This window comes from Haloarchaeobius baliensis (assembly GCF_052060055.1).
In the GTDB taxonomy this organism is placed as follows: domain Archaea; phylum Halobacteriota; class Halobacteria; order Halobacteriales; family Natrialbaceae; genus Haloarchaeobius; species Haloarchaeobius baliensis.
Map to the genome: position 1 here is coordinate 1,162,520 of NZ_JBPPFR010000001.1, position 19,808 is coordinate 1,182,327.

A 19,808-nucleotide genomic window follows, 5' to 3' on the forward strand; every position below is an offset into this window, starting at 1 on the left:
GGGCCCGTCGGCCAACCCGGACGTAATGACACACGTCATCGACGGCAACGCGGTCGCAGAGTCCGTCCGGGACGACGTGCGCGCGGCCATCGACGAGCTCGAGGCCGAGGGCGTCACCCCGGGCCTGGCGACGGTGCTGATGGGCGGCGACGCCGGCTCGGAGACGTACATCTCGATGAAACAGCGTGCCTGCCGGGAGGTCGGCATCGACGGCACCACCGTCGAGGTCGACCCCGAGGAACCCGCCGAGGCGCTGTACGAGGTCATCGACGACCTCAACGCCGACCCCTCCATCCACGGCATCCTCGTCCAGATGCCGCTGCCCGGCCACGTCCCCAAGCGCGAGGTGCTCTCCCGGGTCGACCCGCTGAAGGACGTCGACGGCTTCCACCCCGAGAACGTCGGCCGGATGGTCTCCGGCAACCCGCGGTTCAAGCCCTGCACGCCCCACGGCATCCAGAAGCTGCTCGCGTCGGCCGATGTCGACCCCGAGGGGATGGACGCGGTCGTCCTCGGGCGCTCCGAGATCGTCGGCAAGCCGATGGCGAACCTGCTCCTGCAGAAGGCCGAGGGCGGGAACGCGACGGTGACGGTCTGTCACTCCCGCACGCAGGACCTCGCGGAGAAGACCCGCGCCGCCGACCTCGTCGTCGCCGCCGTCGGCCGCCCGGAGATGCTCACCGGCGACATGCTGAGCGAGGGCGTGGTCGTCATCGACGTCGGCACGAACCGCGTCGACGCGGACAACGAGAAGGGCTACGAGCTCACGGGCGACGTCGACTTCGAGAGCGCGAAGGAGAAGGCGTCGGTCATCTCCCCCTCGCCCGGCGGCGTCGGCCCGATGACCATCACGATGCTGCTGTACAACACCGTGAAGGCCGCGAGCCTGCAGTCCGGGGTCGACGTCGACCTGTAGCGCGGGGGCCCACTCCGCCGGGCGCTGCCGTTTCTTGTCACACAACGTTCATGCTGTCGTCGAGCGTGATGGTGGTATGAACGAACTCGTCACGACCATCGACGTGGACGCTCCCAGCGACGTGCTGTGGGACGTGCTGACCGACCTCGACTCGTACGACGAGTGGAACCGCCACTCCCGCGTCACCGGCTCCCTCGCGGTCGGGAAGCGCCTCCGCGTCGCGCCAGGACCGGACGCCGGTCGGATGCCGACGTTCAGGCCGACCGTCGTCGAGGTCGACGAGGGCCGCGAGTTCGCGTGGCTCGGCCACCTATTCGTCCGGGGACTGTTCGACGGCGAGCACCGCTTCGCGGTCGAGGACCTCGGCGACGGCCGGTCGCGGCTCACGCAGTCCGAGCGGTTCTCCGGGCTACTCGCCGGACTCGTCCTGCGGCTCGTCGGTGACGACACCGAGTCGAACTTCCAGGCAGTGAACGAGTCTGCGAGGGTCCGCGCCGAATCGCTGGTCGCGACCACGACGGCCCGATGACGATGTCGGTGTCCCGGCCGTGACTGCGACGGCATCCGACGCCGACCTCGACGAACGTGGTGCGCTGGCAGTCGCCGTCCTCGGCGTGCGCTTCCTGCTGGAGCTCGGTGCGCTCGCGGCAGTCGCCTACTGGGGTGTCGTCACCGCCGGTGGTGGTCTCACCGGTGCCGCGCTGGGCCTGGGACTGGCGCTCGTCGTCGCGGCGGTCTGGGGCGTGTTCGTCTCCCCGAAGGCCCCGTCACGACTCGACGGTGCTCCCCGTCTCGCCGTCGAGGCACTCGTCTTCGGTGGCGCGGCGGTCTGTCTGTTCGCGACCGGGCAGGTGGCGCTCGGCACGGCCTTCGCTCTCGTGGCGGTCGTCGACCGCGCCCTGGTCTCGTGGCTGTCGCTCGACTCGTACTGAGGACACCGGTCCCGGACCGACACTGCTGCAGCCGTTTTGACAGTTCCCGACGTACCCGGTTCCATGGCCGACGAACCACACCCGTAGGTGCAGGCGCTCCTCGCGATGATCGACGCGCTGGACGTGCCGAAGAGACACGAGATGACGCCACAGGCGGCCCGCGCGACGATGGACCCACTGTTCGCCCGGGCCGCCGACGTCTTCGCCGACCGCGACGCCTGAGCCGGGCCTCAGTCGTCGGTCAGCCGGTCCTGCGCCCGGGACAGCGCCACCTCGTCGCCGTCCCGGACGTAGGCGACGACCTCGCGCAGCGCCTCGACCAGCGCATCCGCCTCCCGTGGCGGTACGTCCCCCTCCAGCGCGCGGAGCCGCTTCGCCCGCTCGTCCAGCGACGCGAACACCTGCGTCGTCGCCCGGTCCGGCTCCACGCCGTTCGCGTCCAGCCAGTCCCGCAGGTCGCGACGGTACTCCCGTACGGCGTCGGCGGCCGCGAGCCCCCGTGCCTCCCGCAGCGAGACCGGCACGTCCGCTGGCTCGGGACGGCCCTTCGTGTCACCCTGGAGCAGCCGCAGCAGGTACCACTCCTCGTCGTCGCTCGCGTCGAACGACCGGTCCACCAGGTCCGCGACGTGGCGCAGCTCCCCGGCGACGAGGTACTCGTCGTCCAGGTCGCGGAGCGCCCCCGCGTCGACGAACCCCCGCTTGCGCTGGTACGCACGCACCGTCTCCGCGACCGACTGCAGCGCCTCGTCCTCCGGCTCGGTCTCGAACCGCTCGCGCGCCTCCGTGAGGTCGAACTCGACGGACTGGGTCGTGTGCAGCTTCCGGTCGTCGTCGACACCGACGCTGTGCAGGCTCCCGCACTCCGGGCAGGAGACGCTCCCGGTCTCGTAGTACGACCACCGCGTCCCGCAGTCCTGGCACTCGCGCTCGCCCCGAATCTCCATGTTGTGCCCCTGTTCGCGTGTCGTGGGGAAAGGTTGTCGGGTTCTGCACTCGCGACCGGTTCCGTCGGGTGGGTGTCCGTGGCGTTCACAACGTCGACGACAGCCAGCGAGCGACGGTCCGACAGCCGGGTCTGCACGACCACCACGTTCATGCCGGACGACGCCGAAGCAGGAGGTACGATGTCCACGGAGACACCCGAGGATAGAGGAAGTCGCACAGAAGCGGCTGGTCGAGAAATTCTCCGACACGAGTGATACCCCAGCGGTCGTCCGCACGGACGACGGGCTGCGACTCGCAGTCGACGGAGAGAGCCACGTTCTGACGCACGACACCGCCGCCGAGCTACGCGACCAGCTGGCGGCCGCACTGACACGGACCCACGAGTTCGTCCACACGACCGGCACGCACCGGGAGGACGGCAGCTACGTCGTCGCCCGGCGAGGCGCTGACTCGGCAGGCCACAGCAAGGTGTTCGAGCGCGTCGAGGCGCTGGAGCGCCTCTACGACCGGCTGCCCGACAGCTTCACCGCGGAGGACGTGGGCCGGACCGGGCTGACCGGCGGCCGGCGACACATGCTCGTCTGGCACTTCGCCGAGCACCCGGGCTTCGACTGCGAGCTGGTCTCGCGCCAGCCCCTCACGGTCGAGAAGCACGACGACGCGACGGGACCGGACGTGGCAGAAGCCCACCTGGCCGTGCCGACGGCGGACTGACCGCCCAGCCGGCCCGACGCGCCTGCCGGCGACCGCAGGTTTTTGCCCGATGCCGCCGCAGTGGCGGCCATGCAGCCACGGCCATCCACGTTCTCCATCGCGGCCCGCGACCCCGAGACGGGCGCGGTCGGCGTCGCCGTCCAGTCGAAGTTCATCGGCGTCGGCGCGGTCGTCCCGTTCGTCAGCGCCGACGCGGGCGCGGTCGCCACGCAGAGCTTCGCGAACGTCGCCTACGGGCCCGACGGGCTCGACCTCCTCCGGGAGGGTCACTCGGCAGCCGACGCAGTCGAGCAGCTGACGAGCGAGGACGACGACGCTCCGCAGCGACAGGTCGGCATCGTCGAGGCACCCGGCGGCGACGTCGCCGAGCGCGAGGACAGCGTCGCGGCCTTCTCGGGCGAGGAGTGCTTCGACGTCTACGGCGACGTCCAGGGCACCCACTACACCGTGCAGGGCAACATCCTCGAAAATCAGGAGACGCTGACGGCGATGGCCGAGACCTTCGAGGAGACCGACGGCGGCCTCCCCGAGCGCATGATCGCCGCGCTCCACGCCGGGAACGCCGCCGGCGGCGACTCCCGCGGCGAACAGTCCGCCGCGCTCTACGTCGCCAAGCCCGAGGGCGGCTACGACGGGAAGAACGACCGCTGGGTGGACGTGCGCGTCGACGACCACGAGCAGCCCATCGACGAGCTCGAACGGGTGTTCCGGCTCTACGACATCACGCTGCTCGCCCGCGAGGAGCCCGCCGACACCCGCGAGCTGTCCGGCGCGACGGCCGAAGCAGTCACCGGGACGCTCGCCGATCTGGGCTTCTACGACGGCACCCCCGACGGCGGGTTCGGCGACGACGAGCGCGACGCCCTGGAGGACTTCCGCGGCATGAACAACTTCGAGAACCACAGCGTCGCCGTGCTGGAGGACGCCCTCGCGCGGGGCTGGGACGATGCCTCCGGCGACGGCGAGGACCGCATGGTGGACGCCATCTGGCACGGACTGCAGCGATTGGACCGGAAGTAGGGTCGATTGCCGAGTTTCCAGGTGGCGCGTGGCTGGCGAGCGTGCCGAACGAAGTGAGGCCGTGAGCCATCCGCGCGAGGGCGAGGAGCGCAGCGGAGCGAGCACCGCAGTCGGTTGGGGAGGTGTGTGGGCGGTTGCCGTGCTGTCGGAGGGTGGGACTGAAAGGGGCGCGGTTCTCGGCGAACCCGGCCGACGTAAGCACCGCAGGCACGAGGAGCGCAACGAGGCCCGGGAGCCGAGAACCGCGGGGCTTTCTGGCTGTTCACACTCAAATCGAATCTCACGACTGGCCGAACAACCGGGCGGCGAGTCAGATTGCAGAACCACCCGACGAGCACGTCCAGAACACGACCGTTGTCGATAACTCCCGATACTCGCTAACGACACGCTTTTTGCCGTCACGGGGCCACCAGAGAGTAATGAGCACCGAGACGGACCCGACGAACTCGGACGCGTTCGAGGCGGTCTGCGAGACGCTCGTCGAGGGCATCCTCGCGGGCGACATCGAGCGCGACGACGTCGAGTCCGCGAAGCTCGCGGCCTGCTCCGAGCACAGCGCGCCGAAGGTGCCGAAGAACTCGGAGATACTCGATTACGCGCCCCAGGAGCGCCGCGAGGAGCTGGAGGCGGTGCTCCAGCGCAAGCCCGTCAGGACGGCGTCTGGCGTCTCGCCGGTCGCCATCATGACGTCGCCGCACATGTGCCCGCACGGGAAGTGCCTCTACTGCCCCGGCGGCCCGGCGTCGGAGTTCGACAGCTCGCAGAGCTACACGGGCCACGAACCGGCGGCGGCCCGGGGCGAGCAGAACGACTACGACCCGTACGGGCAGGTGACGCTGCGGCTGGAGCAGCTCCGGGAGATCGGCCACCCGGTCGACAAGGCCGAGCTCATCCTGATGGGCGGGACGATGACCGCCCGGAGCCACGACTACCAGGAGTGGTTCGTCAAGCGCGCGCTGGAGGCGATGAACGACTTCGACGTGGACAGGGAGCCCGCACCGGCGGAGGGCGAGAGCTTCGCGCAGGACCCCGACGAGTACGAGTTCCGGTACCTGGAGGACGTCATCGCCGAGAACGAGACCGCGGACGTGCGCAACATCGGGACGACGTTCGAGACGAAGCCCGACTGGTGCGACCCCGAGCAGATCGACCGGATGCTCGACCTCGGCGGGACGAAGGTCGAGGTCGGCGTGCAGACGACGTTCGAGCGCATCAACCGCGAGATGCACCGCGGACACGGCGTGCAGGCGAGCGTCGACGCGAACCGCCGACTCCGCGACGCCGCGTTCAAGGTCGGCTTCCACATGATGCCCGGCCAGCCCGGCATGTCGCAGGCGATGTGCCTGGAGGACTTCCGGCGCATCTTCGAGGAGGAGCAGTGGAAGCCCGACTATCTCAAAATCTACCCGACGCTCGTCGTGCGCGGCACCCGCGTCTACGACTCGTGGTACCGCGACGAGTACGACCCGCTCACCAACGAGGAGGCCGCCGAACTCGTCGCCGAGGCGCTCTCGATGGTGCCGAGGTACACCCGCGTCCAGCGGGTGCAGCGCGACATCCCCGCGGACTTCATCGACGCCGGCGTCTGGAAGTCGAACCTGCGCCAGCTCGCCTGGCAGAAGATGGACGAGCACGGCTGGGACTGCCACTGCATCCGCTGTCGCGAGGCCGGGATGAACGACGAGGCGCCCGAGGACGTCACGCTCGACACCATCACCTACGAGGCCGGCGGCGGCACGGAGCACTTCATCAGCTTCGAAGACAGGGAGCAGGACCTGCTCGTCGGCTTCTGCCGGCTGCGGTTCCCGAACGACCCCGTCAGGCGGGAGCTCGAGGACGCCGCGCTCGTCCGCGAGCTCCACGTCTACGGCAACCAGGTCGGCGTCGGCCAGTCCGGTGCGGACGGCGACCAGCAGCACCGGGGCTACGGTCGCCGGCTCCTGGCGGAGGCCGAGCGACGGGCACGTGAGGCCGGCTACCGGAAGCTGTCGGTCATCTCCGGCATCGGGGTCCGGCAGTACTACCGCGAGAAACTCGGCTACCATCAGGACGGACCGTACGTGAGCAAGCGGTTGTAGGTCGGGACGCGGTGCAGCTCGGGCGACACAAGACTTTCAGGTCGGGCCGAACAGGATTCCGACATGACCGCAGGACAGGACATCTTCTTCGGCCTCCTCGCACTCGTCGTGGGGCCACTCATGTACTACTACGCAGAGGGCCTGACCCGGTTCTCCGAGCAGATGGACGCCATCGGGAGCACGACACCGATGGAGGAGGTCGAGCCGGCAGCCTGGAACGTGATGCTCACGCGGCTCATCGGCGCTATCATCGCGTTCGCCGGGATCGCGCTCGTCGTCGGTGGGCTGATCTAGTCGGCCAGCAGGTCCAGAATCTCTGCTTGCTCCCGACACTCGGGCAGGAGTTCGCGGTCGAACACGCCCGTCGCCCGGGTCACGCCGGGGTGGTCGATGCGCTCGCGCTCGACCGTGAGCGAGCCGCCGACGCGGTGGCCGACGAACTGCGCGAGCGGGAGCGTGACGTTCGACCCGTCGCGGTACTGGAACTCGAACCAGCCGGAGTACAGCAGGTCGGTGAGCTCGATCTCCAGGCCGGTCTCCTCGCGGGCCTCCATGTGGACCGTCTCCTCGGGCGTCTGGCCGGCCTCGATGGCGCCGCCCGGCGGCTCCCAGTGGCCGCTGGGGTTGTACACCAGCACCGTCTCCTCGTGGGCGTCGGTGTAGAACACGACGACGCTCGCGATGCCGGCGAGGAGTTCCAGCTGTCCATCGACGGTCTCGGGTGGTTCGCCGGGGTCGTGGTGGCGGGGGCCGTACTGGAACGGCTCGACGGTGCGCTCGGTGTCCCACCGTTCCCGGAGGTCGGCGAGGACGCGGTCGGTACGGTCGGCGACGCGCTCGCGGACCGCGGGCCAGTCGTCGGTCATCGGTGGGAGTACTCGTTTCATTTATTTATCACTATTGTGCGGAACGACCGTGAGGGTTGTCCACACACCGGTCGGTCGGCGCAGAGAAGAAGCGGCATCGTCTGGGGCCAACGGGGGACTGAAACCCCCGGGTGGTGTGGACTGGATATGGACACGACGGTGTCGAGCGACCGGCTCCGGGAGCGGTTCGACGAGTTCAACGCGATCGGCGCGACCGACCGCGGCGGGGTGGACCGACCGTCGCTCTCGGACGCGAACCGGCGGGCCCGGGACCGGCTCGTCGAGTGGTTCGAGGCGGCCGGGCTGACGGTCACCGTCGACGAACTCGGGAACGTCTTCGGCCGGCGAGCCGGGCGGAACGACGACCTCCCCCCGGTACTGGTCGGCTCGCACGTCGACAGCCAGTACAACGGTGGCCGGTACGACGGCGTCATCGGCGTGCTCGGCGGGCTGGAGATCGTCGAGACGCTGAACGACGCCGGCATCGAGACGGAGCGACCCATCGAGGTCGTCGCGTGGAGCAACGAAGAAGGGGTCAGGTTCCAGCCCGACATGCTCGGCAGCGGCGCGTTCGCGGGCAAGTTCGACGTCGAGTTCGCGTACGACCTGACCGACAAGGAGGGGACCCGGTTCGGCGACGAACTGGAGCGCATCGGCTACCGTGGCGAGGCACCCTGCGAGCCCCGCGACCTGCACTGCTACCTCGAACTCCACGTCGAGCAGGGGCCGAAACTGGAGGCGGCGGGCCACAGCGTCGGCGTCGTCGAGGGCGTCTACGGCTTCGTCTGGTTCGACGCGGCGTTCGAGGGGGCGGCCGACCACGCCGGCCCGACGCCGATGCACCAGCGCCACGACGCGCTCGTCGCGACGAGCGACGTGGTCGAGGCGGTCCGGCGCATCGCCGGCACCGGTGGCGAGGACCTCGTCGGGACCGTGGGCTCGGTCGACGTCTCCCCCAACGCCATCAACGTCATTCCCGAACGCGTGGATTTCACGGTCGACCTCCGGTCGTACGACGACGAGACGGTCGACCGGGCGGCCGAGCAGGTCCGGCGGGAGATCGCCCACGCGGCGGACCGGGAGGGCGTCGACTGGGACTGCGAGGAGGTGATGCGCATCGAGTCGCAGTCGTTCGACGACGACCTGGTGGAGACGGTCGTCGACGCGGCGGACGCGCTCGATGCCGAGTACACCCGGCTGGTCAGCGGCGCGGGCCACGACGCGAGCTATCTGAACCGGCTCTGTCCGACGGCAATGGTGTTCGTTCCGAGCGTCGACGGCGTGAGCCACACCGAGGACGAGTTCACCGAGTGGGAGGACGTCGTCGCCGGGACGAACGTGCTCCTGAACGCCGTGCGTTCGAAGGCGGACGAGGTCTGAGAAGACGAAGCTGGAATCAGGGCCGAGACGACTCGAAGAAGTCGGTGAGCTCGTCCCACGCGACGAGCACCAGCCCGAGCGCGACGGTGCCGGCGACGAGCTGGAGGACGGTCGTGTGCATCGGCTCGCCGGCGAGCGAGCAGTAGACGCCGTACGCCGTCAGCGAGACGACCGCGAGCCCGACGGTCACGGCGCCGAGCACGCGGGCTGGCAGCGGAATCAGCGAGCCGCCGTCGCCGGGGCCCACCATCGGACCGTACATCTTCGTTCCGGCTGACACGAGGCTGCGTCAAAGCCCTTTCGACACCGTCACACACGAACGACAGGCCCTTACCCCCGCCACGAAAAATCGGGGGCATGGAACCGAAGCGCGAACTGACCAGCGTCGACCTCGCCGCGCTCGTCTCCGAGCTGAACGCCTACCGGGGCGCGAAGCTCGACAAGGCGTACCTCTACGGCGACGACCTGGTCAGGCTGAAGCTGCGCGACTACGACCGGGGTCGCGTCGAACTCATCCTGGAGGTCGGCGACGTGATGCGCGCCCACATCGCCGCGCCGACCCACGTCCCCGACGCGCCCGGGCGGCCGCCGAACTTCGCGATGATGCTGCGGAACCGGCTGTCGGGCGCCGACTTCGAGGGCGTCGAGCAGTACGAGTTCGACCGCATCCTCGAGTTCGAGTTCTCCCGCGAGGACGGCGACACGAAGATCATCGTCGAGCTGTTCGGCCACGGCAACGTCGCGGTCTGCGACGAGACGTACGAGGTAATCGACTGCCTGGACACGGTGCGCCTCAAATCCCGGACCGTCGCGCCGGGGTCGACCTACGGCTTCCCGGACTCCCGCATCAACCCCCTCACGGTCGACTATGAGGGCTTCGCCCACACGATGGACGACTCCGACACCGACGTCGTCCGCACGCTCGCCACCCAGCTGAACTGGGGGGGCCTCTGGGCCGAGGAGCTCTGCACGCGCGCCGGCGTCGAGAAGACCCTCGACATCGCCGACGCGACCGACGAGGAGTACCAGAAGGTGTACGATACCGTCCAGCGCCTCGCGGAGTCGCTCTCGTCTGCCGACCTCGACCCACGGGTGTACTACGAGGCCGACGACGGCGACGGCGAGGATGGCGAGGAGTCCGGCAGCGGCGACGGCCCGCGCCCCGTCGTCGACGTGACGCCCGTCCCGCTGGAAGAGCACGAGGCCGACGACGCGCTCGCCAGCGACGCCTACGAGACGTTCAACGGCGCGGTCGACGACTACTTCTACGAGCTCGACCGGAGCGACGACGCGGAGAGCGAGCCGGTCGGGGACACCGGGCCGGACTTCCAGGAGCAGATCGAGAAGCACCAGCGCATCATCGAACAGCAGGAGGGCGCGATCTCCGGCTTCGAGGAGCAGGCCGAGGAGGAACGCGAGAAGGCCGAACTCCTCTACGGCAACTACGGGCTCGTCGACGAGGTCATCTCGACGGTCCGGGCCGCCCGCGAGGACGACGTGCCCTGGGACGACATCGCCGCCACCTTCGCGGACGGCGCGGAGCAGGGCATCCCAGAGGCCGAGGCGGTCGTCGACGTCGACGGCTCCGACGGGACGGTGACGCTCGAACTCGACGGCACCCGCGTCGCGGTCGACGTCGAGGACGGCGTCGAGAAGAACGCCGACCGCCTCTACACCGAGGCCAAGCGCATCGAAGGCAAGAAGGAGGGCGCGCTCGCCGCCATCGAGGACACCCGCGAGGAGCTCGCGGAGATCAAGGAGCGCAAGGCGGCCTACGAGGACCGCGACGAGGAGGGCGGCGAGGACGACGAGGCCGACGACCACGAGGTCGACTGGCTCGCGCGCTCGTCCATCCCGGTCCGGCGCGACGAGAAGTGGTTCGAGCGGTTCCGCTGGTTCCACACGAGCACCGGCTACCTCGTCATCGGCGGCCGCGACGCCGACCAGAACGAGGAACTCGTGAAGAAGTACGTCGAAGGTGGGGACAAGGTGTTCCACACGCAGGCCCACGGCGGCCCCGTCACCGTACTGAAGGCGACGGACCCCAGCGAGCCCTCGCGCGAGGTGGAGTTCGACGACGAGACGCTGGAGCAGGCCGCCCAGTTCGCCGTCACCTACTCCTCGGTCTGGAAGGACGGCCGCTACGCCGACGACGTGTACATGGTCGACGCCGATCAGGTGTCGAAGACGCCCGAGAGCGGCGAGTTCCTGGAGAAAGGTGGCTTCGCCATCCGGGGCGACCGGACCTACTTCCGGGACACGCCGGTCGGCTGCGCGGTCGGCATCCAGTGCGAGCCCTCGACCCGGGTCATCGGCGGCCCGCCCGCGGCCATCGCGGACCGCGTCGAGACGAGCATGCGGGTCGAGCCCGGCCGGTACGCCCAGGGCGACGTGGCGAAGCGCATCTACCGCGAGTTCCGCGAGCGCTTCACCGACACCTCGTTCGTCCGCAAGGTCGCCAGCCCGGACCGCATCCAGCACTTCCTGCCGCCGGGCGGGAGCCGCATCGTGGAGGAGTGAGGCATGCGGGCCGGGACTCGGTGGCGGGGGCGAAAGCGTGGTCGCTGAGGCCTTCCTCTACCCGTTCCGCGACGAGAGCGACCGCTCCGCCCTCGCCGCGCTGTTCGCCTGCGGACTCCTGACCGCCATCTGCGGCCAGCTCGCCGTCGCGCTCTACCCGGCGACGCCGTGGCTCGTGCCCGGGCTCGTCGCGCCGCTCCCGCTCGTCGCCTGGACGGGCTACTGCCGGCACGTCGTCGCGACGACCGTCGCGGACCGGGACGCTCCGCTGCCGTCGTTCGGCGACATCCGAGTTCGTCTGCGCGACGGCGTCGTCCTCCTCGCGGTGACGGTCGCGTACCTCGCCGTGCCGGCCGGAATGTTGCTCGTCACGGTGCAGGGCGCGACGCGCGTCGACCCGTCGGCCATCACGATGGAGACCGGCACCGTCGTCCTGCTCGGGTCGACCGTCACGATGTTCGTCGCGCTCGCCGTCGGCTACGTCTACCCCGCCGTCGTCGCCCGGCGGCTCGACCGCGAGGACGCGCCGCTGTTCCACCCGGGCGGCCTGCTGTACGTCATCCGGAACCCCTCCTACCTCGTCGCCTGGGCCGCGGCGATGGTCGTCGCGCTCGTCGGCCTCGGCGTCTCCGGCCAGCTGTTCGGCGGCCGGAGCCTCGCCGGGCTGCTCGCCGGGCTCGTGGCGGTGTACGCGAGCGTCGTGGCTGCGAGGCTGGTCGGTATCGGGTACGTCCGGTCGCGGTAGTCGATGTAGGTTTACGAATATTTCAAACTTTGAGTGGCGACATCGACCAATCAGCCGGGTGGCGCGCGGCTGGCGAGAGCGCGAGCGCAGCGAGCGTGTCTCGCCAACCTCGTGCGAGGGATGAGCGAGGGAGCCTGCGACCGAGCGAATCGGCTGGGGAGGCGTGAGGTACGGTGCGGTCGCTGTCGGGTGTCCCCGTGAGCGAGCCTGCGAGCGAACGGGGGCTCGTCGGACCGCAGGTCCGACGGTGGGACTGAAAGGGGCGAGGGTCTCGGCGAACCCGGACCCGACAAGCGACGCGAGAGCGGAGCTCTCGCTAGTCTGAGCGCGTCGCGCTCAGGCACCGCAGGCACGAGGAGCGCAGTTGCGTCTCCGTGAGCGTGCGAACGGAGGCCAGCGAGACGACGCAGGAGTCTCGCGCGGTCCCGGGAGCCGAGAACCGCGGGGCTTTCTGGCTGTCGTCGTCGCCAGCGTGTCCCACGACTGACGGAGCTTTCTGGCTGTTCGTGGTTTCAGCTACTCTCGTCGACCAAGGGACTGCCGACGTGTCACCACACGTTCATCAACGGGATCAGGCGGATTCGGTTGCCGATGAAAGGAAAGTCATGTCCCTGCGGCACCCGCACTCCTGAGTATGCAGGTGAAGAGCCGGGTCCGCGTCGAGGGCGGCCGCGAGCGCATCACGCTCGTCCCCGAGAGCCTCGACGACCTCTGGCACCTCCAGTACGTCCTCGAACCCGGCGACCTCGTCGCCGGCGACACCACCCGCCGCATCCAGCGCGACGACGAGGAGCTGCGGGACACGGGCGGCGAGCGCGAGCACATGCACGTGACCATCGGCGTCGAGGAGGTGGAGTTCCACAAGTTCGCGAACCGGCTGCGCGTCTCGGGGACCATCGAGAGCTGCTCGCGGGAGGACCAGCTGGGGCTGCACCACACGCTCAACGTCGAGGACCACGACGAGGTCGAGGTCACGAAGCACTGGAAGCCCGACCAGCTCGACCGGCTGGAGGAGGCCGAGGAGTCCGCCGACAACCCGGACGTGGTCATCGCGACCGTCGAGGAGGGCGAGGCGCACATCCACACGGTCACCCAGTACGGCACCGAGTCGCGGGGCACGTTCACGGGGACGACCGGGAAGGGCGAGTACGCCCGCGGCCGCGGCGAGCTGTTCGACGAACTCGCGACTGCGCTGTCGCGGATGGACGCCGACGCGTTCATCCTGGCCGGGCCGGGGTTCACGAAGCAGGACGCCTACGACCACATCGAGAAGAACCATCCCGAGGTGGCGGAGAAGATGACCGTCGTGGACACCGCCTCCGTCGGCGACCGTGGCGTCCACGAGGTGCTCAAGCGCGGCGCGGTCGAGGACGTCCAGCGCGAGACGCGCATCGCTGCCGAGGCCGACGCCATCGACGAGCTGACGAAGCGCATCGCCACGGGCCACGAGGCGGCCTACGGTCCGGAGCAGGTCCAGAAGGCGGCGGAGTACGGCGCCATCGACGAGCTGCTCATCCTCGACGAGAAGCTGCGCGAGGAGCGCGGTCCCGACGGCGAGTGGGACATCGACGTCAACGAGCTGATCACCGACGTCGAGCGCAAGGGCGGCGAGATAACGGTGTTCTCCAGCGAGTTCGACCCCGGGCTGCAGCTCCGGAACCTCGGCGGTATCGCGGCGCTGCTGCGCTACCGGCTGGAGTGAGGCCTAGGCGGTTTGGGACACGTTTCTCCGGGACAGAACGAGAAGCGATGAGTGCGGTGTACAGCCGCCGGCAGTCACCGACTGCCGCGACGACGACCCCTGTCGACCGTCGATTCCGTCCCCCACCCCGGCCGTCTTCGCACGGCCCGGACGGCCACGGCACTCGGCCGTCCGTCTATCTCTCGACCGGTGAGATGGTCGTCTCGACCAGCTGCACCAGCACCTCCGCGAAGCCGGTTCTGGCGCTCCAGAACGCGGTCTCGCGGTTGATGCCGGGGAGCTCCTCGTCGTCGCCGAGCACGCTCAACAGCAGGATGTCGTCGTCGCCGAGCAGCGCGCGACCGGTGTGCTCGTCGTTGACGTGGTGGTCGGTCATCGGTTCGACCGCCTCGATGCCCGGGTGGTCGTCGTACAGCGCCCGGACCGCGGGGTCCTCGCTGAAGACGACGACGGCGAGCCCGTCGTCGGCACGGTCGCGCAGCGCGGTGTCGATGTCCTCGCCGACGAGTTCGGGCGACCGCGCGGCGAACAGGACCGACCGCTCCGCGCGCCGGATGAGGTCTGCGGCGCGGTCTGCGATCCGTTCGTGACCGCGGACCATCCAGATGTCCTCCTGCTCCTCCTCGTCGTCGGGGCCGAACTCCTCGCGGACCGTCTCGACGTAGTCGAACGCGCGGTCGGACTCCTGCTCGAACCGCTCGCGCAGCGTCGAGCGCGCCTCGTCGATGCTGACCGCGCGGTACTGGATGGGGCTCGACTGCTGCACCTCGACGAGCCCGCGGTCCTCGAGGCTCTCGGTGACGCTGTACACCTGCGAGCGCGGCACGTCGGTCACCCGGGAGACGTCACGGGCGGTGCCGGTGCCGAGCTTGTGCAGCGCGATGAACACCTTGGCCTCGTAGCTGGTGAGGCCGAGGCGTTCCAGCGACTCGATGGCGTCGTCCTCCTCGATGGACATCACTCGTCCCCGTCCAGCCAGCGGTCGTAGAGCGATTCGAGCTCGTCGCGGCTGAGTTCGCCCTCGCTCGCCAGTTCGCTGGCACGGTCGAGCGTCTCGCGCGTGACCGGCCCGGAGAGGGCCTCGCGCAGGAACGGCGTCGTCACCGTCAGCGACGCTGGCCCGTCGAGGTCGGCCTCGCCCGCGGCCGCGGAGAGCGTCGCGTCGAACGCGAGCTCCTCGCCGGCGGTCGCGTCCGCCGGGACTGACGCCTCGTAGGCGAGGGTCACGTCGGTCGGTTCGTCGAACTCCCAGGCGACGTACAGCCGACGGCCGACCATCGAGTGCGAGGCGGGCTTCGGCGAGAGCTTCGTCACGCGCCCGCCGGTTCCGGGCACCGTCTCCGAGAGCACGACGCGTCCCTCGACGTTCTCGGCCGAGAGGGTGACCTGGAAGTCGGCGCCGGGCTCCGGTCGTTCGTCGGAGACCGTCCGGGTCGCGGTCGGCCTGTCGTCGCCGGTGGCGACGGCGGCAGCGCCGGCCGCGCCAGCGCTCCCGACCGTCGAGGCGTCGACCGGCTCCGCGTCGGACCCAGCCGTGTCGGCCGTCTCCGCGTCCGTGCCGGTGGGCGTCCCGCCCGTCGGCCCGTCGGCGGTCGCGGACACCTCGTGCAGGTCGTTCCCGTCACCGCCGAGGTCGAGGTCGTCCGAGGGGACGGCCTCCGCGGACGCTGCCGCCGTGGCGTCGTGCGAGGTGCCGGTGGTGGCGTCCGGCCGAGCGTCGGCGGGCTCGACTGTCGAGGTGGCGTCGGCGGGCTCGGTGGTCGTGGGCTCGCTCGTCGCCGTCTCGACGGCGGTCGGGTCGTCGGTGCCGCCGTTGACGGCGGGCACGGCGTCGCCGGCGTCCTCGTCGTCGTCGAACATCGAGTCGGTCTCGTCCGGCCCGAGGTAGCGCTGCCAGACGATGAGCAGGCTCGGCAGCACCAGCACGCTCGCGAGGAACGCGTAGATGATGGTGAGCGCGGTGATGACGCCGAACTGCTGGAGCGCCGGGAAGATGGCGAAGCTCAGCACGCCGAAGCCACCGACCGTGGTGGCCGCGGAGCCGAGCAGCGCGCCGCCGGTCCCGGTGATGGTCTTGTCCATCGCGTCCCACCTGGTGTCGCGGCGGCCGAGTTCGAGGTTGAACCGTTCGGAGACGTGGATGCTGTAGGCGACCCCGAGCCCGACGGTCAGGCTGGTGATCATCCCGGTCAGCACGTTGAAAGGCATGCCGATGAGGTACATCGTCCCGAGGATCCACGTCACCGAGAGGGCGACGGGGAGCAGGGTGACGATGCCCAGCGTCGCGCTCCCCTCCGTGACCCGGTAGGCGATCATGAGGAACGCGAACACGGCGACGAGCGTGATGATGAGGCTCTGGATGACCGTGTCGAGCAGCTGCTGCTGGACGACCTCGTTGACGACCGGCGAGCCGGTTGCGATGACGGTCACCGAGTTGCCGCCGTCCTCGATGGCGGTCGCGATGGCGCGCATCTCCTCGGTCTGCTCGCTGGTCGTCGTGCCGGCGTCGGTGGGCACGACGAGCCGCATCGCGGCGTACTCGCCGCCGTCGGTCCGGTAGATGACGTCGCCGGCCTGCTGCGGGGCGACCGCGAACAGCTGGTCGTACAGCGCCGTGACGTTCTCCGCGGGCACGCCGTCAGAGCCGAGCGACGCCTGGTAGCTCTCGTTGAAGCTCGCGTTCTCTGCGGCGACCGTCTCCATGACCGTCAGCGGCGACCGGTAGGCGACCTCGCCGGTGGCGCCGACGAACGGGGTCTGGTAGGTTTCGTCGTCGCTGAGTAGCTCCTGTTGCTCGTGCAAGGCGCGCAACGTGGCGGGGTCGTCGACGCCGGTGCCGTCGCCGCCCGCCTTGATCAGCACCTGCGCCTGCGAGTCCTCGCGCTGGAAGTTGTCGTTGACGTAGTCGAGGTTGGACTTCGCGTTGTACTCACCCGGCGCGAGTGGCTCGGGCAGGTCGTACATCCAGTTCGGCGGCTCGTCCGCGATGAAGTCCTCGTTCTGGAACGAGGTGTCGACCTGCGTCGCGCCCGCTGCGCCTCCGACGGAGAGCAGCAGCGCGACGAGGATGACCGCGACGGGCGCCTTCTTCGCGAGCGTCGAGCCGACCCCGAGCGCCTGACTGAAGCGGCCGCCACCGGTCCCGAACGCGCGCTTTTTCCTGTCCCAGCCGATGCGCTCCTCGAGAAGGGCGTCGAACTCCACCTTCAGCGCGGGGATGAACGCGCCGAAGACGACGAGCGCGGCGAGGATACCGACCGAGGAGACGATGCCGAAGTCCTGGATGGGCGCGAGCGGGCTGGTCAGGTTCGAGAGGAATCCGATGACCGTCGTCGCGGTCACCCAGATGAGCGCGATGCCGACGCCCGCCAGCGCGTAGCTCATCGAGCCACGCACGTCGCTCGGCGTGTCGGCGTCCAGGCGCTCCTCTCGCTGGCGCATGAAGATGTGTATCGCGTAGTCGATGGAGAGCCCGATGAGCAACACCGGGACCGCGATCATGATCTGGTTGAACGAGATGCCCGTGTAACCCATGTATCCGAACGTCCACGTCAGCACCACGCCGATACCGAACAGCCCGAGCACGATGTCGAGGAGGTCGCGGTAGGCGATGGTGAGCGTGATGAGGACGAACAGGATGGCGAGCGGGCCGACGATGGCCAGCGAGTCCTGCATCGACTGGTCGATCTCGTTCGAGATGATGCCGAAGCCGAAGACGAGGTAGTCCTCGCCCGAATCCACGTCCTGGGCGTACTCCTGCATCTCCAGCTGGGCGTCGATGGTGACGTCGCTGACGCCGGCACCGCCGCCGACGTCGCTGCTGGACTGGGCGACCTGCTGGATGATCATCGTCCGCGCGCTGGCCTCGGTCGAGCCCGGCGAGTAGTTCTTCTCCATCAGCCGGACGGCCTGCCCGGCGAACGGTGACGCGCCGTTCTCACCGTCGCCGTCGCTCAGGACGGTGGTGAGCACGGAGTCGAGCTCCGACTCGTTCATCGACGCCAGCTGCTCCCGCTGCTCGGCGAGTGTCGGCATCGAGGCGTTCTGCAGCGCCGACTGCTGCTCCTGGAACGCCGCGAAGTCCTCCTGCAGTGCCGCGCCGCGCTCCTCCAGGGAGTCGCGCTGGTCCTGGAGCTCGGCCGCGCGCTGCTGGAGCGCCGTGCCCTGCTGTTCGAGCGCGCTGTACTGGCCCTGCAGCACGCCGACGGTCCCGAGCTGGTACGCCTGCTCGACCGCGGACTGGTTCGTCGCGTTCCGGATGTCCTCGCCGGCCTGCTCGAAGACGGCGTACTGGGTCTCGTTCAGGGTGACCGAGCCGTTCGGCTCGACGCCCTCCCACTGCGTGCGGATACTGGCGTTGGGGTCCTGCCGGATGACGGTGAGTGCGGCCTGCAGCTGGTCGGCCGTGGCGTTCAGGTCGTCGCTGCGCTGCTGGAGCGCGGCCCGGTCCGACTGGAGCTGTTCGAAGGCGGCCTCCAGTTCGGCCTGGTCCTCCTCGAGTTGCCCCTGACGGGCCTGCAGCTGTGCGCCCTGGGCCTCGAGCTCCGCGATGCGCTCGCCCTGGATGGCCGCGATGGCGACGATGTTCGAGACGCCGACGACGGGTCGCTCCTCGATGAGCGTCTCGTTTATCGACTCGTCGTCGCGCAGTGTCTGCTGGAACTCGATGGAGCGTATCAGCGACTCCTGGGAGAGGACGTTCCCGTCCTCGCTCCTGACGATGACCTGTGTCGTCTGTGTCTCCTGGTCACCGCTGGTCAGGTTCTCGCTGATGTAGGTCTGTGCCGCGGCCTCCGGGGTGTCACTCTCGAACTGACTGAGCCCGGACTCGCTGCTGACGTTCCCGGCGCCGACGCCGAGGACGACGGTCATGACCAGCATCACCGCGATGATGACCTTGCTGTACGACGTGATTCCGTCCGTGAGCCGTCTGAGCGCCTTCATCCGTCATCCTCCGTGACGAACGCGCTCGCAGCCTTCCTGTGTGTCTCGACCATAACGACAGTGGTGTTGTTATGTCGCTACTAACAATCTCCTTGAAATAAAGCTGTCGCTATCCGTAGATGAAACCAGATACACGTGGTCACCAGTTCACTCGATGGTCAGCGAGAGCATGTCGTCGGCGATGCGCACGTCGCCGTCGTAGTGCTCGCCGATGGACGACAGCATCGCCTCGTGCTCGCCGTTCGTGTGCGGGTAGAGGTGCGTGAGGTACACCCGGCCGATCTCGTGGCCCGACAGCGCCCGGCCCAGCTCCGATGGCGTCGGGTGGTTGTCCACGTCCACGCCGTCGGGGAACGAGCAGTCGTGTGCCAGCACCGCCGCGCCCTCCGCGAACGCCGCCAGCCCCGGGAACGCTTCGGTGTCCCCCGAGAAGACGAACGTCCCGTCGAAGCTGTACGCCAGACACGGCAGCGAGTGCCGTACCTCGAACCCTTCCACGTCGAAGCCCGCGACCGCGAACTCGTGCGGCCCGACCTCCCGCACCGTCAGGTCGACCCGGCCGTCGAGGTAGTCGTGCACGTCCAGCAGCCCGTCGACCAGGTCCTTCGTGCCGGTCGGACCCACGACCTCCAGATGGTCCTCGCCCGCCAGCCAGCGCGCCTTCAGCAGCGCCATGAGGTCCGACACGTGGTCGAGATGGTGGTGGGTCAGGAGCACTGAGGACACGCCCTCGTAGCCGACGTTCGTCCGTGCGAGCCGATGGAGCGTCCCCGCCCCGCAGTCGACCAGCAGTGGCCGTTCGTCGCCCTCGAGCAGGATGCCGGTCTGGTGACGGTCCGCCGTCGGCATCGCACTCCCGGTTCCGAGAAACGTGACGCGCATGTATGTCCTGTCGCGTGGGGTCCGTGAAATGTGTGACGCCAGAGAGTCGTGATTCGAGTCCATCTCGGTAGTTGGCCCAGAGACGAGAACAGCCAGAACACTGCTTCATCAGCACCAGGGACGGCGGTCCCGACAGTCGGGGAAACTACTGGCGGTGACAA

18 protein-coding genes are annotated in these 19,808 nt (G+C 69.3%); 12 read left to right on the forward strand and 6 right to left on the reverse strand.

Features of this window, described 5'->3' with window-relative positions:
• Window positions 1-25: 25 nt before the first annotated feature.
• From ACSG06_RS05975 to ACSG06_RS05990, 4 genes are all read left to right on the forward strand, one after another.
• Window positions 26-916, forward strand: coding sequence for a tetrahydrofolate dehydrogenase/cyclohydrolase catalytic domain-containing protein (locus ACSG06_RS05975; protein ID WP_440989353.1), 891 nt, complete (start codon window positions 26-28; stop codon window positions 914-916).
• A 76-nt stretch (window positions 917-992) separates the two neighbouring features.
• The gene (locus tag ACSG06_RS05980; RefSeq protein ID WP_440989354.1) at window positions 993-1,445 is read left to right on the forward strand and encodes an SRPBCC family protein; all 453 of its coding nucleotides are present in this window, start codon (window positions 993-995) and stop codon (window positions 1,443-1,445) included.
• Window positions 1,446-1,464: 19 nt separating this feature from the next.
• A complete protein-coding gene (locus tag ACSG06_RS05985; protein ID WP_440989355.1) occupies window positions 1,465-1,848 on the forward strand; it encodes a YrdB family protein in 384 nt (127 codons plus the stop codon).
• Between the two features lie 87 nt (window positions 1,849-1,935).
• Complete coding sequence (locus tag ACSG06_RS05990) at window positions 1,936-2,070, forward strand: hypothetical protein (protein WP_440989356.1); 135 nt, start codon at window positions 1,936-1,938, stop codon at window positions 2,068-2,070.
• A gap of 8 nt (window positions 2,071-2,078) precedes the next feature.
• On the opposite strand, the gene ACSG06_RS05995 is transcribed toward ACSG06_RS05990, so the two are convergent.
• Window positions 2,079-2,795: a DUF7117 family protein gene (locus ACSG06_RS05995; RefSeq protein ID WP_440989357.1), complete on the reverse strand. Its 717-nt coding sequence runs from the start codon at window positions 2,793-2,795 to the stop codon at window positions 2,079-2,081.
• Window positions 2,796-3,081: 286 nt separating this feature from the next.
• Between ACSG06_RS05995 and ACSG06_RS06000 the strand changes: the two genes are divergently transcribed.
• The 4 genes from ACSG06_RS06000 (at window position 3,082) to ACSG06_RS06015 (ending at window position 6,902) form a co-directional block, all read left to right on the forward strand.
• Complete coding sequence (locus ACSG06_RS06000) at window positions 3,082-3,510, forward strand: DUF7528 family protein (RefSeq protein WP_440990292.1); 429 nt, start codon at window positions 3,082-3,084, stop codon at window positions 3,508-3,510.
• Between the two features lie 69 nt (window positions 3,511-3,579).
• A complete protein-coding gene (locus ACSG06_RS06005; protein WP_440989358.1) occupies window positions 3,580-4,530 on the forward strand; it encodes a DUF1028 domain-containing protein in 951 nt (316 codons plus the stop codon).
• A gap of 419 nt (window positions 4,531-4,949) precedes the next feature.
• Window positions 4,950-6,608, forward strand: a complete 1,659-nt coding sequence (locus ACSG06_RS06010) for a tRNA uridine(34) 5-carboxymethylaminomethyl modification radical SAM/GNAT enzyme Elp3 (protein ID WP_440989359.1) — start codon at window positions 4,950-4,952, stop codon at window positions 6,606-6,608.
• 63 nt (window positions 6,609-6,671) lie between these two features.
• Window positions 6,672-6,902 (forward strand): DUF6199 family natural product biosynthesis protein, encoded by a 231-nt coding sequence (locus ACSG06_RS06015; protein WP_440989360.1) that lies wholly within the window; start codon window positions 6,672-6,674, stop codon window positions 6,900-6,902.
• Here the strand turns inward: ACSG06_RS06015 and ACSG06_RS06020 are convergent.
• Window positions 6,899-7,474 (reverse strand): NUDIX hydrolase, encoded by a 576-nt coding sequence (locus tag ACSG06_RS06020; RefSeq protein ID WP_440989361.1) that lies wholly within the window; start codon window positions 7,472-7,474, stop codon window positions 6,899-6,901. The genes ACSG06_RS06015 and ACSG06_RS06020 overlap by 4 nt on opposite strands.
• A 147-nt stretch (window positions 7,475-7,621) precedes the next feature.
• Here ACSG06_RS06020 and ACSG06_RS06025 point away from each other — a divergent pair, with 147 nt between their 5' ends.
• A complete protein-coding gene (locus ACSG06_RS06025; protein WP_440989362.1) occupies window positions 7,622-8,854 on the forward strand; it encodes a Zn-dependent hydrolase in 1,233 nt (410 codons plus the stop codon).
• A 16-nt stretch (window positions 8,855-8,870) separates the two neighbouring features.
• On the opposite strand, the gene ACSG06_RS06030 is transcribed toward ACSG06_RS06025, so the two are convergent.
• Window positions 8,871-9,116, reverse strand: a complete 246-nt coding sequence (locus tag ACSG06_RS06030; RefSeq protein ID WP_440989363.1) for a hypothetical protein — start codon at window positions 9,114-9,116, stop codon at window positions 8,871-8,873.
• A gap of 95 nt (window positions 9,117-9,211) precedes the next feature.
• On the opposite strand from ACSG06_RS06030, the gene rqcH reads away from it, so the two are divergent.
• The 3 genes from rqcH to ACSG06_RS06045 all read left to right on the forward strand — a co-directional run bounded on the left by rqcH (window position 9,212) and on the right by ACSG06_RS06045 (window position 13,821).
• Window positions 9,212-11,374: a ribosome rescue protein RqcH gene (gene rqcH, locus ACSG06_RS06035; RefSeq protein WP_440989364.1), complete on the forward strand. Its 2,163-nt coding sequence runs from the start codon at window positions 9,212-9,214 to the stop codon at window positions 11,372-11,374.
• Between the two features lie 37 nt (window positions 11,375-11,411).
• The gene (locus ACSG06_RS06040) at window positions 11,412-12,119 is read left to right on the forward strand and encodes a DUF4013 domain-containing protein (protein WP_440989365.1); all 708 of its coding nucleotides are present in this window, start codon (window positions 11,412-11,414) and stop codon (window positions 12,117-12,119) included.
• A gap of 634 nt (window positions 12,120-12,753) precedes the next feature.
• Window positions 12,754-13,821: an mRNA surveillance protein pelota gene (locus tag ACSG06_RS06045; protein ID WP_440989366.1), complete on the forward strand. Its 1,068-nt coding sequence runs from the start codon at window positions 12,754-12,756 to the stop codon at window positions 13,819-13,821.
• 175 nt (window positions 13,822-13,996) lie between these two features.
• On the opposite strand, the gene ACSG06_RS06050 is transcribed toward ACSG06_RS06045, so the two are convergent.
• The 3 genes from ACSG06_RS06050 to ACSG06_RS06060 form a co-directional block, all read right to left on the reverse strand.
• Window positions 13,997-14,779, reverse strand: a complete 783-nt coding sequence (locus tag ACSG06_RS06050; RefSeq protein ID WP_440989367.1) for a TrmB family transcriptional regulator — start codon at window positions 14,777-14,779, stop codon at window positions 13,997-13,999.
• Window positions 14,779-18,765 carry an MMPL family transporter gene (locus ACSG06_RS06055; RefSeq protein WP_440989368.1) on the reverse strand — a complete coding sequence of 1,329 codons (3,987 nt, stop codon included), beginning with the start codon at window positions 18,763-18,765 and terminating at the stop codon, window positions 14,779-14,781. Before ACSG06_RS06055 ends, ACSG06_RS06050 begins: the two co-directional genes overlap by 1 nt.
• Window positions 18,766-18,912: 147 nt before the next feature.
• Window positions 18,913-19,647, reverse strand: a complete 735-nt coding sequence (locus ACSG06_RS06060) for an MBL fold metallo-hydrolase (RefSeq protein ID WP_440989369.1) — start codon at window positions 19,645-19,647, stop codon at window positions 18,913-18,915.
• Between the last annotated feature and the right edge of the window lie 161 nt (window positions 19,648-19,808).

Excerpts from the sequence above, each read along its gene's own strand:
- ACSG06_RS05975 (WP_440989353.1), top strand. The coding sequence starts at position 26 with ATGACACACGTCATCGACGGCAACGCGGTCGCAGAGTCCGTCCGGGAC.
- ACSG06_RS05980 (WP_440989354.1), top strand. The coding sequence starts at position 993 with ATGAACGAACTCGTCACGACCATCGACGTGGACGCTCCCAGCGACGTG.
- ACSG06_RS05995 (WP_440989357.1), bottom strand. The coding sequence starts at position 2,795 with ATGGAGATTCGGGGCGAGCGCGAGTGCCAGGACTGCGGGACGCGGTGG.
- ACSG06_RS06005 (WP_440989358.1), top strand. The coding sequence starts at position 3,580 with ATGCAGCCACGGCCATCCACGTTCTCCATCGCGGCCCGCGACCCCGAG.
- ACSG06_RS06010 (WP_440989359.1), top strand. The coding sequence starts at position 4,950 with ATGAGCACCGAGACGGACCCGACGAACTCGGACGCGTTCGAGGCGGTC.
- ACSG06_RS06015 (WP_440989360.1), top strand. The coding sequence starts at position 6,672 with ATGACCGCAGGACAGGACATCTTCTTCGGCCTCCTCGCACTCGTCGTG.
- ACSG06_RS06020 (WP_440989361.1), bottom strand. The coding sequence starts at position 7,474 with ATGACCGACGACTGGCCCGCGGTCCGCGAGCGCGTCGCCGACCGTACC.
- ACSG06_RS06025 (WP_440989362.1), top strand. The coding sequence starts at position 7,622 with ATGGACACGACGGTGTCGAGCGACCGGCTCCGGGAGCGGTTCGACGAG.
- ACSG06_RS06030 (WP_440989363.1), bottom strand. The coding sequence starts at position 9,116 with ATGTACGGTCCGATGGTGGGCCCCGGCGACGGCGGCTCGCTGATTCCG.
- rqcH (WP_440989364.1), top strand. The coding sequence starts at position 9,212 with ATGGAACCGAAGCGCGAACTGACCAGCGTCGACCTCGCCGCGCTCGTC.
- ACSG06_RS06045 (WP_440989366.1), top strand. The coding sequence starts at position 12,754 with ATGCAGGTGAAGAGCCGGGTCCGCGTCGAGGGCGGCCGCGAGCGCATC.
- ACSG06_RS06050 (WP_440989367.1), bottom strand. The coding sequence starts at position 14,779 with ATGTCCATCGAGGAGGACGACGCCATCGAGTCGCTGGAACGCCTCGGC.
- ACSG06_RS06055 (WP_440989368.1), bottom strand. The coding sequence starts at position 18,765 with ATGAAGGCGCTCAGACGGCTCACGGACGGAATCACGTCGTACAGCAAG.
- ACSG06_RS06060 (WP_440989369.1), bottom strand. The coding sequence starts at position 19,647 with ATGCGCGTCACGTTTCTCGGAACCGGGAGTGCGATGCCGACGGCGGAC.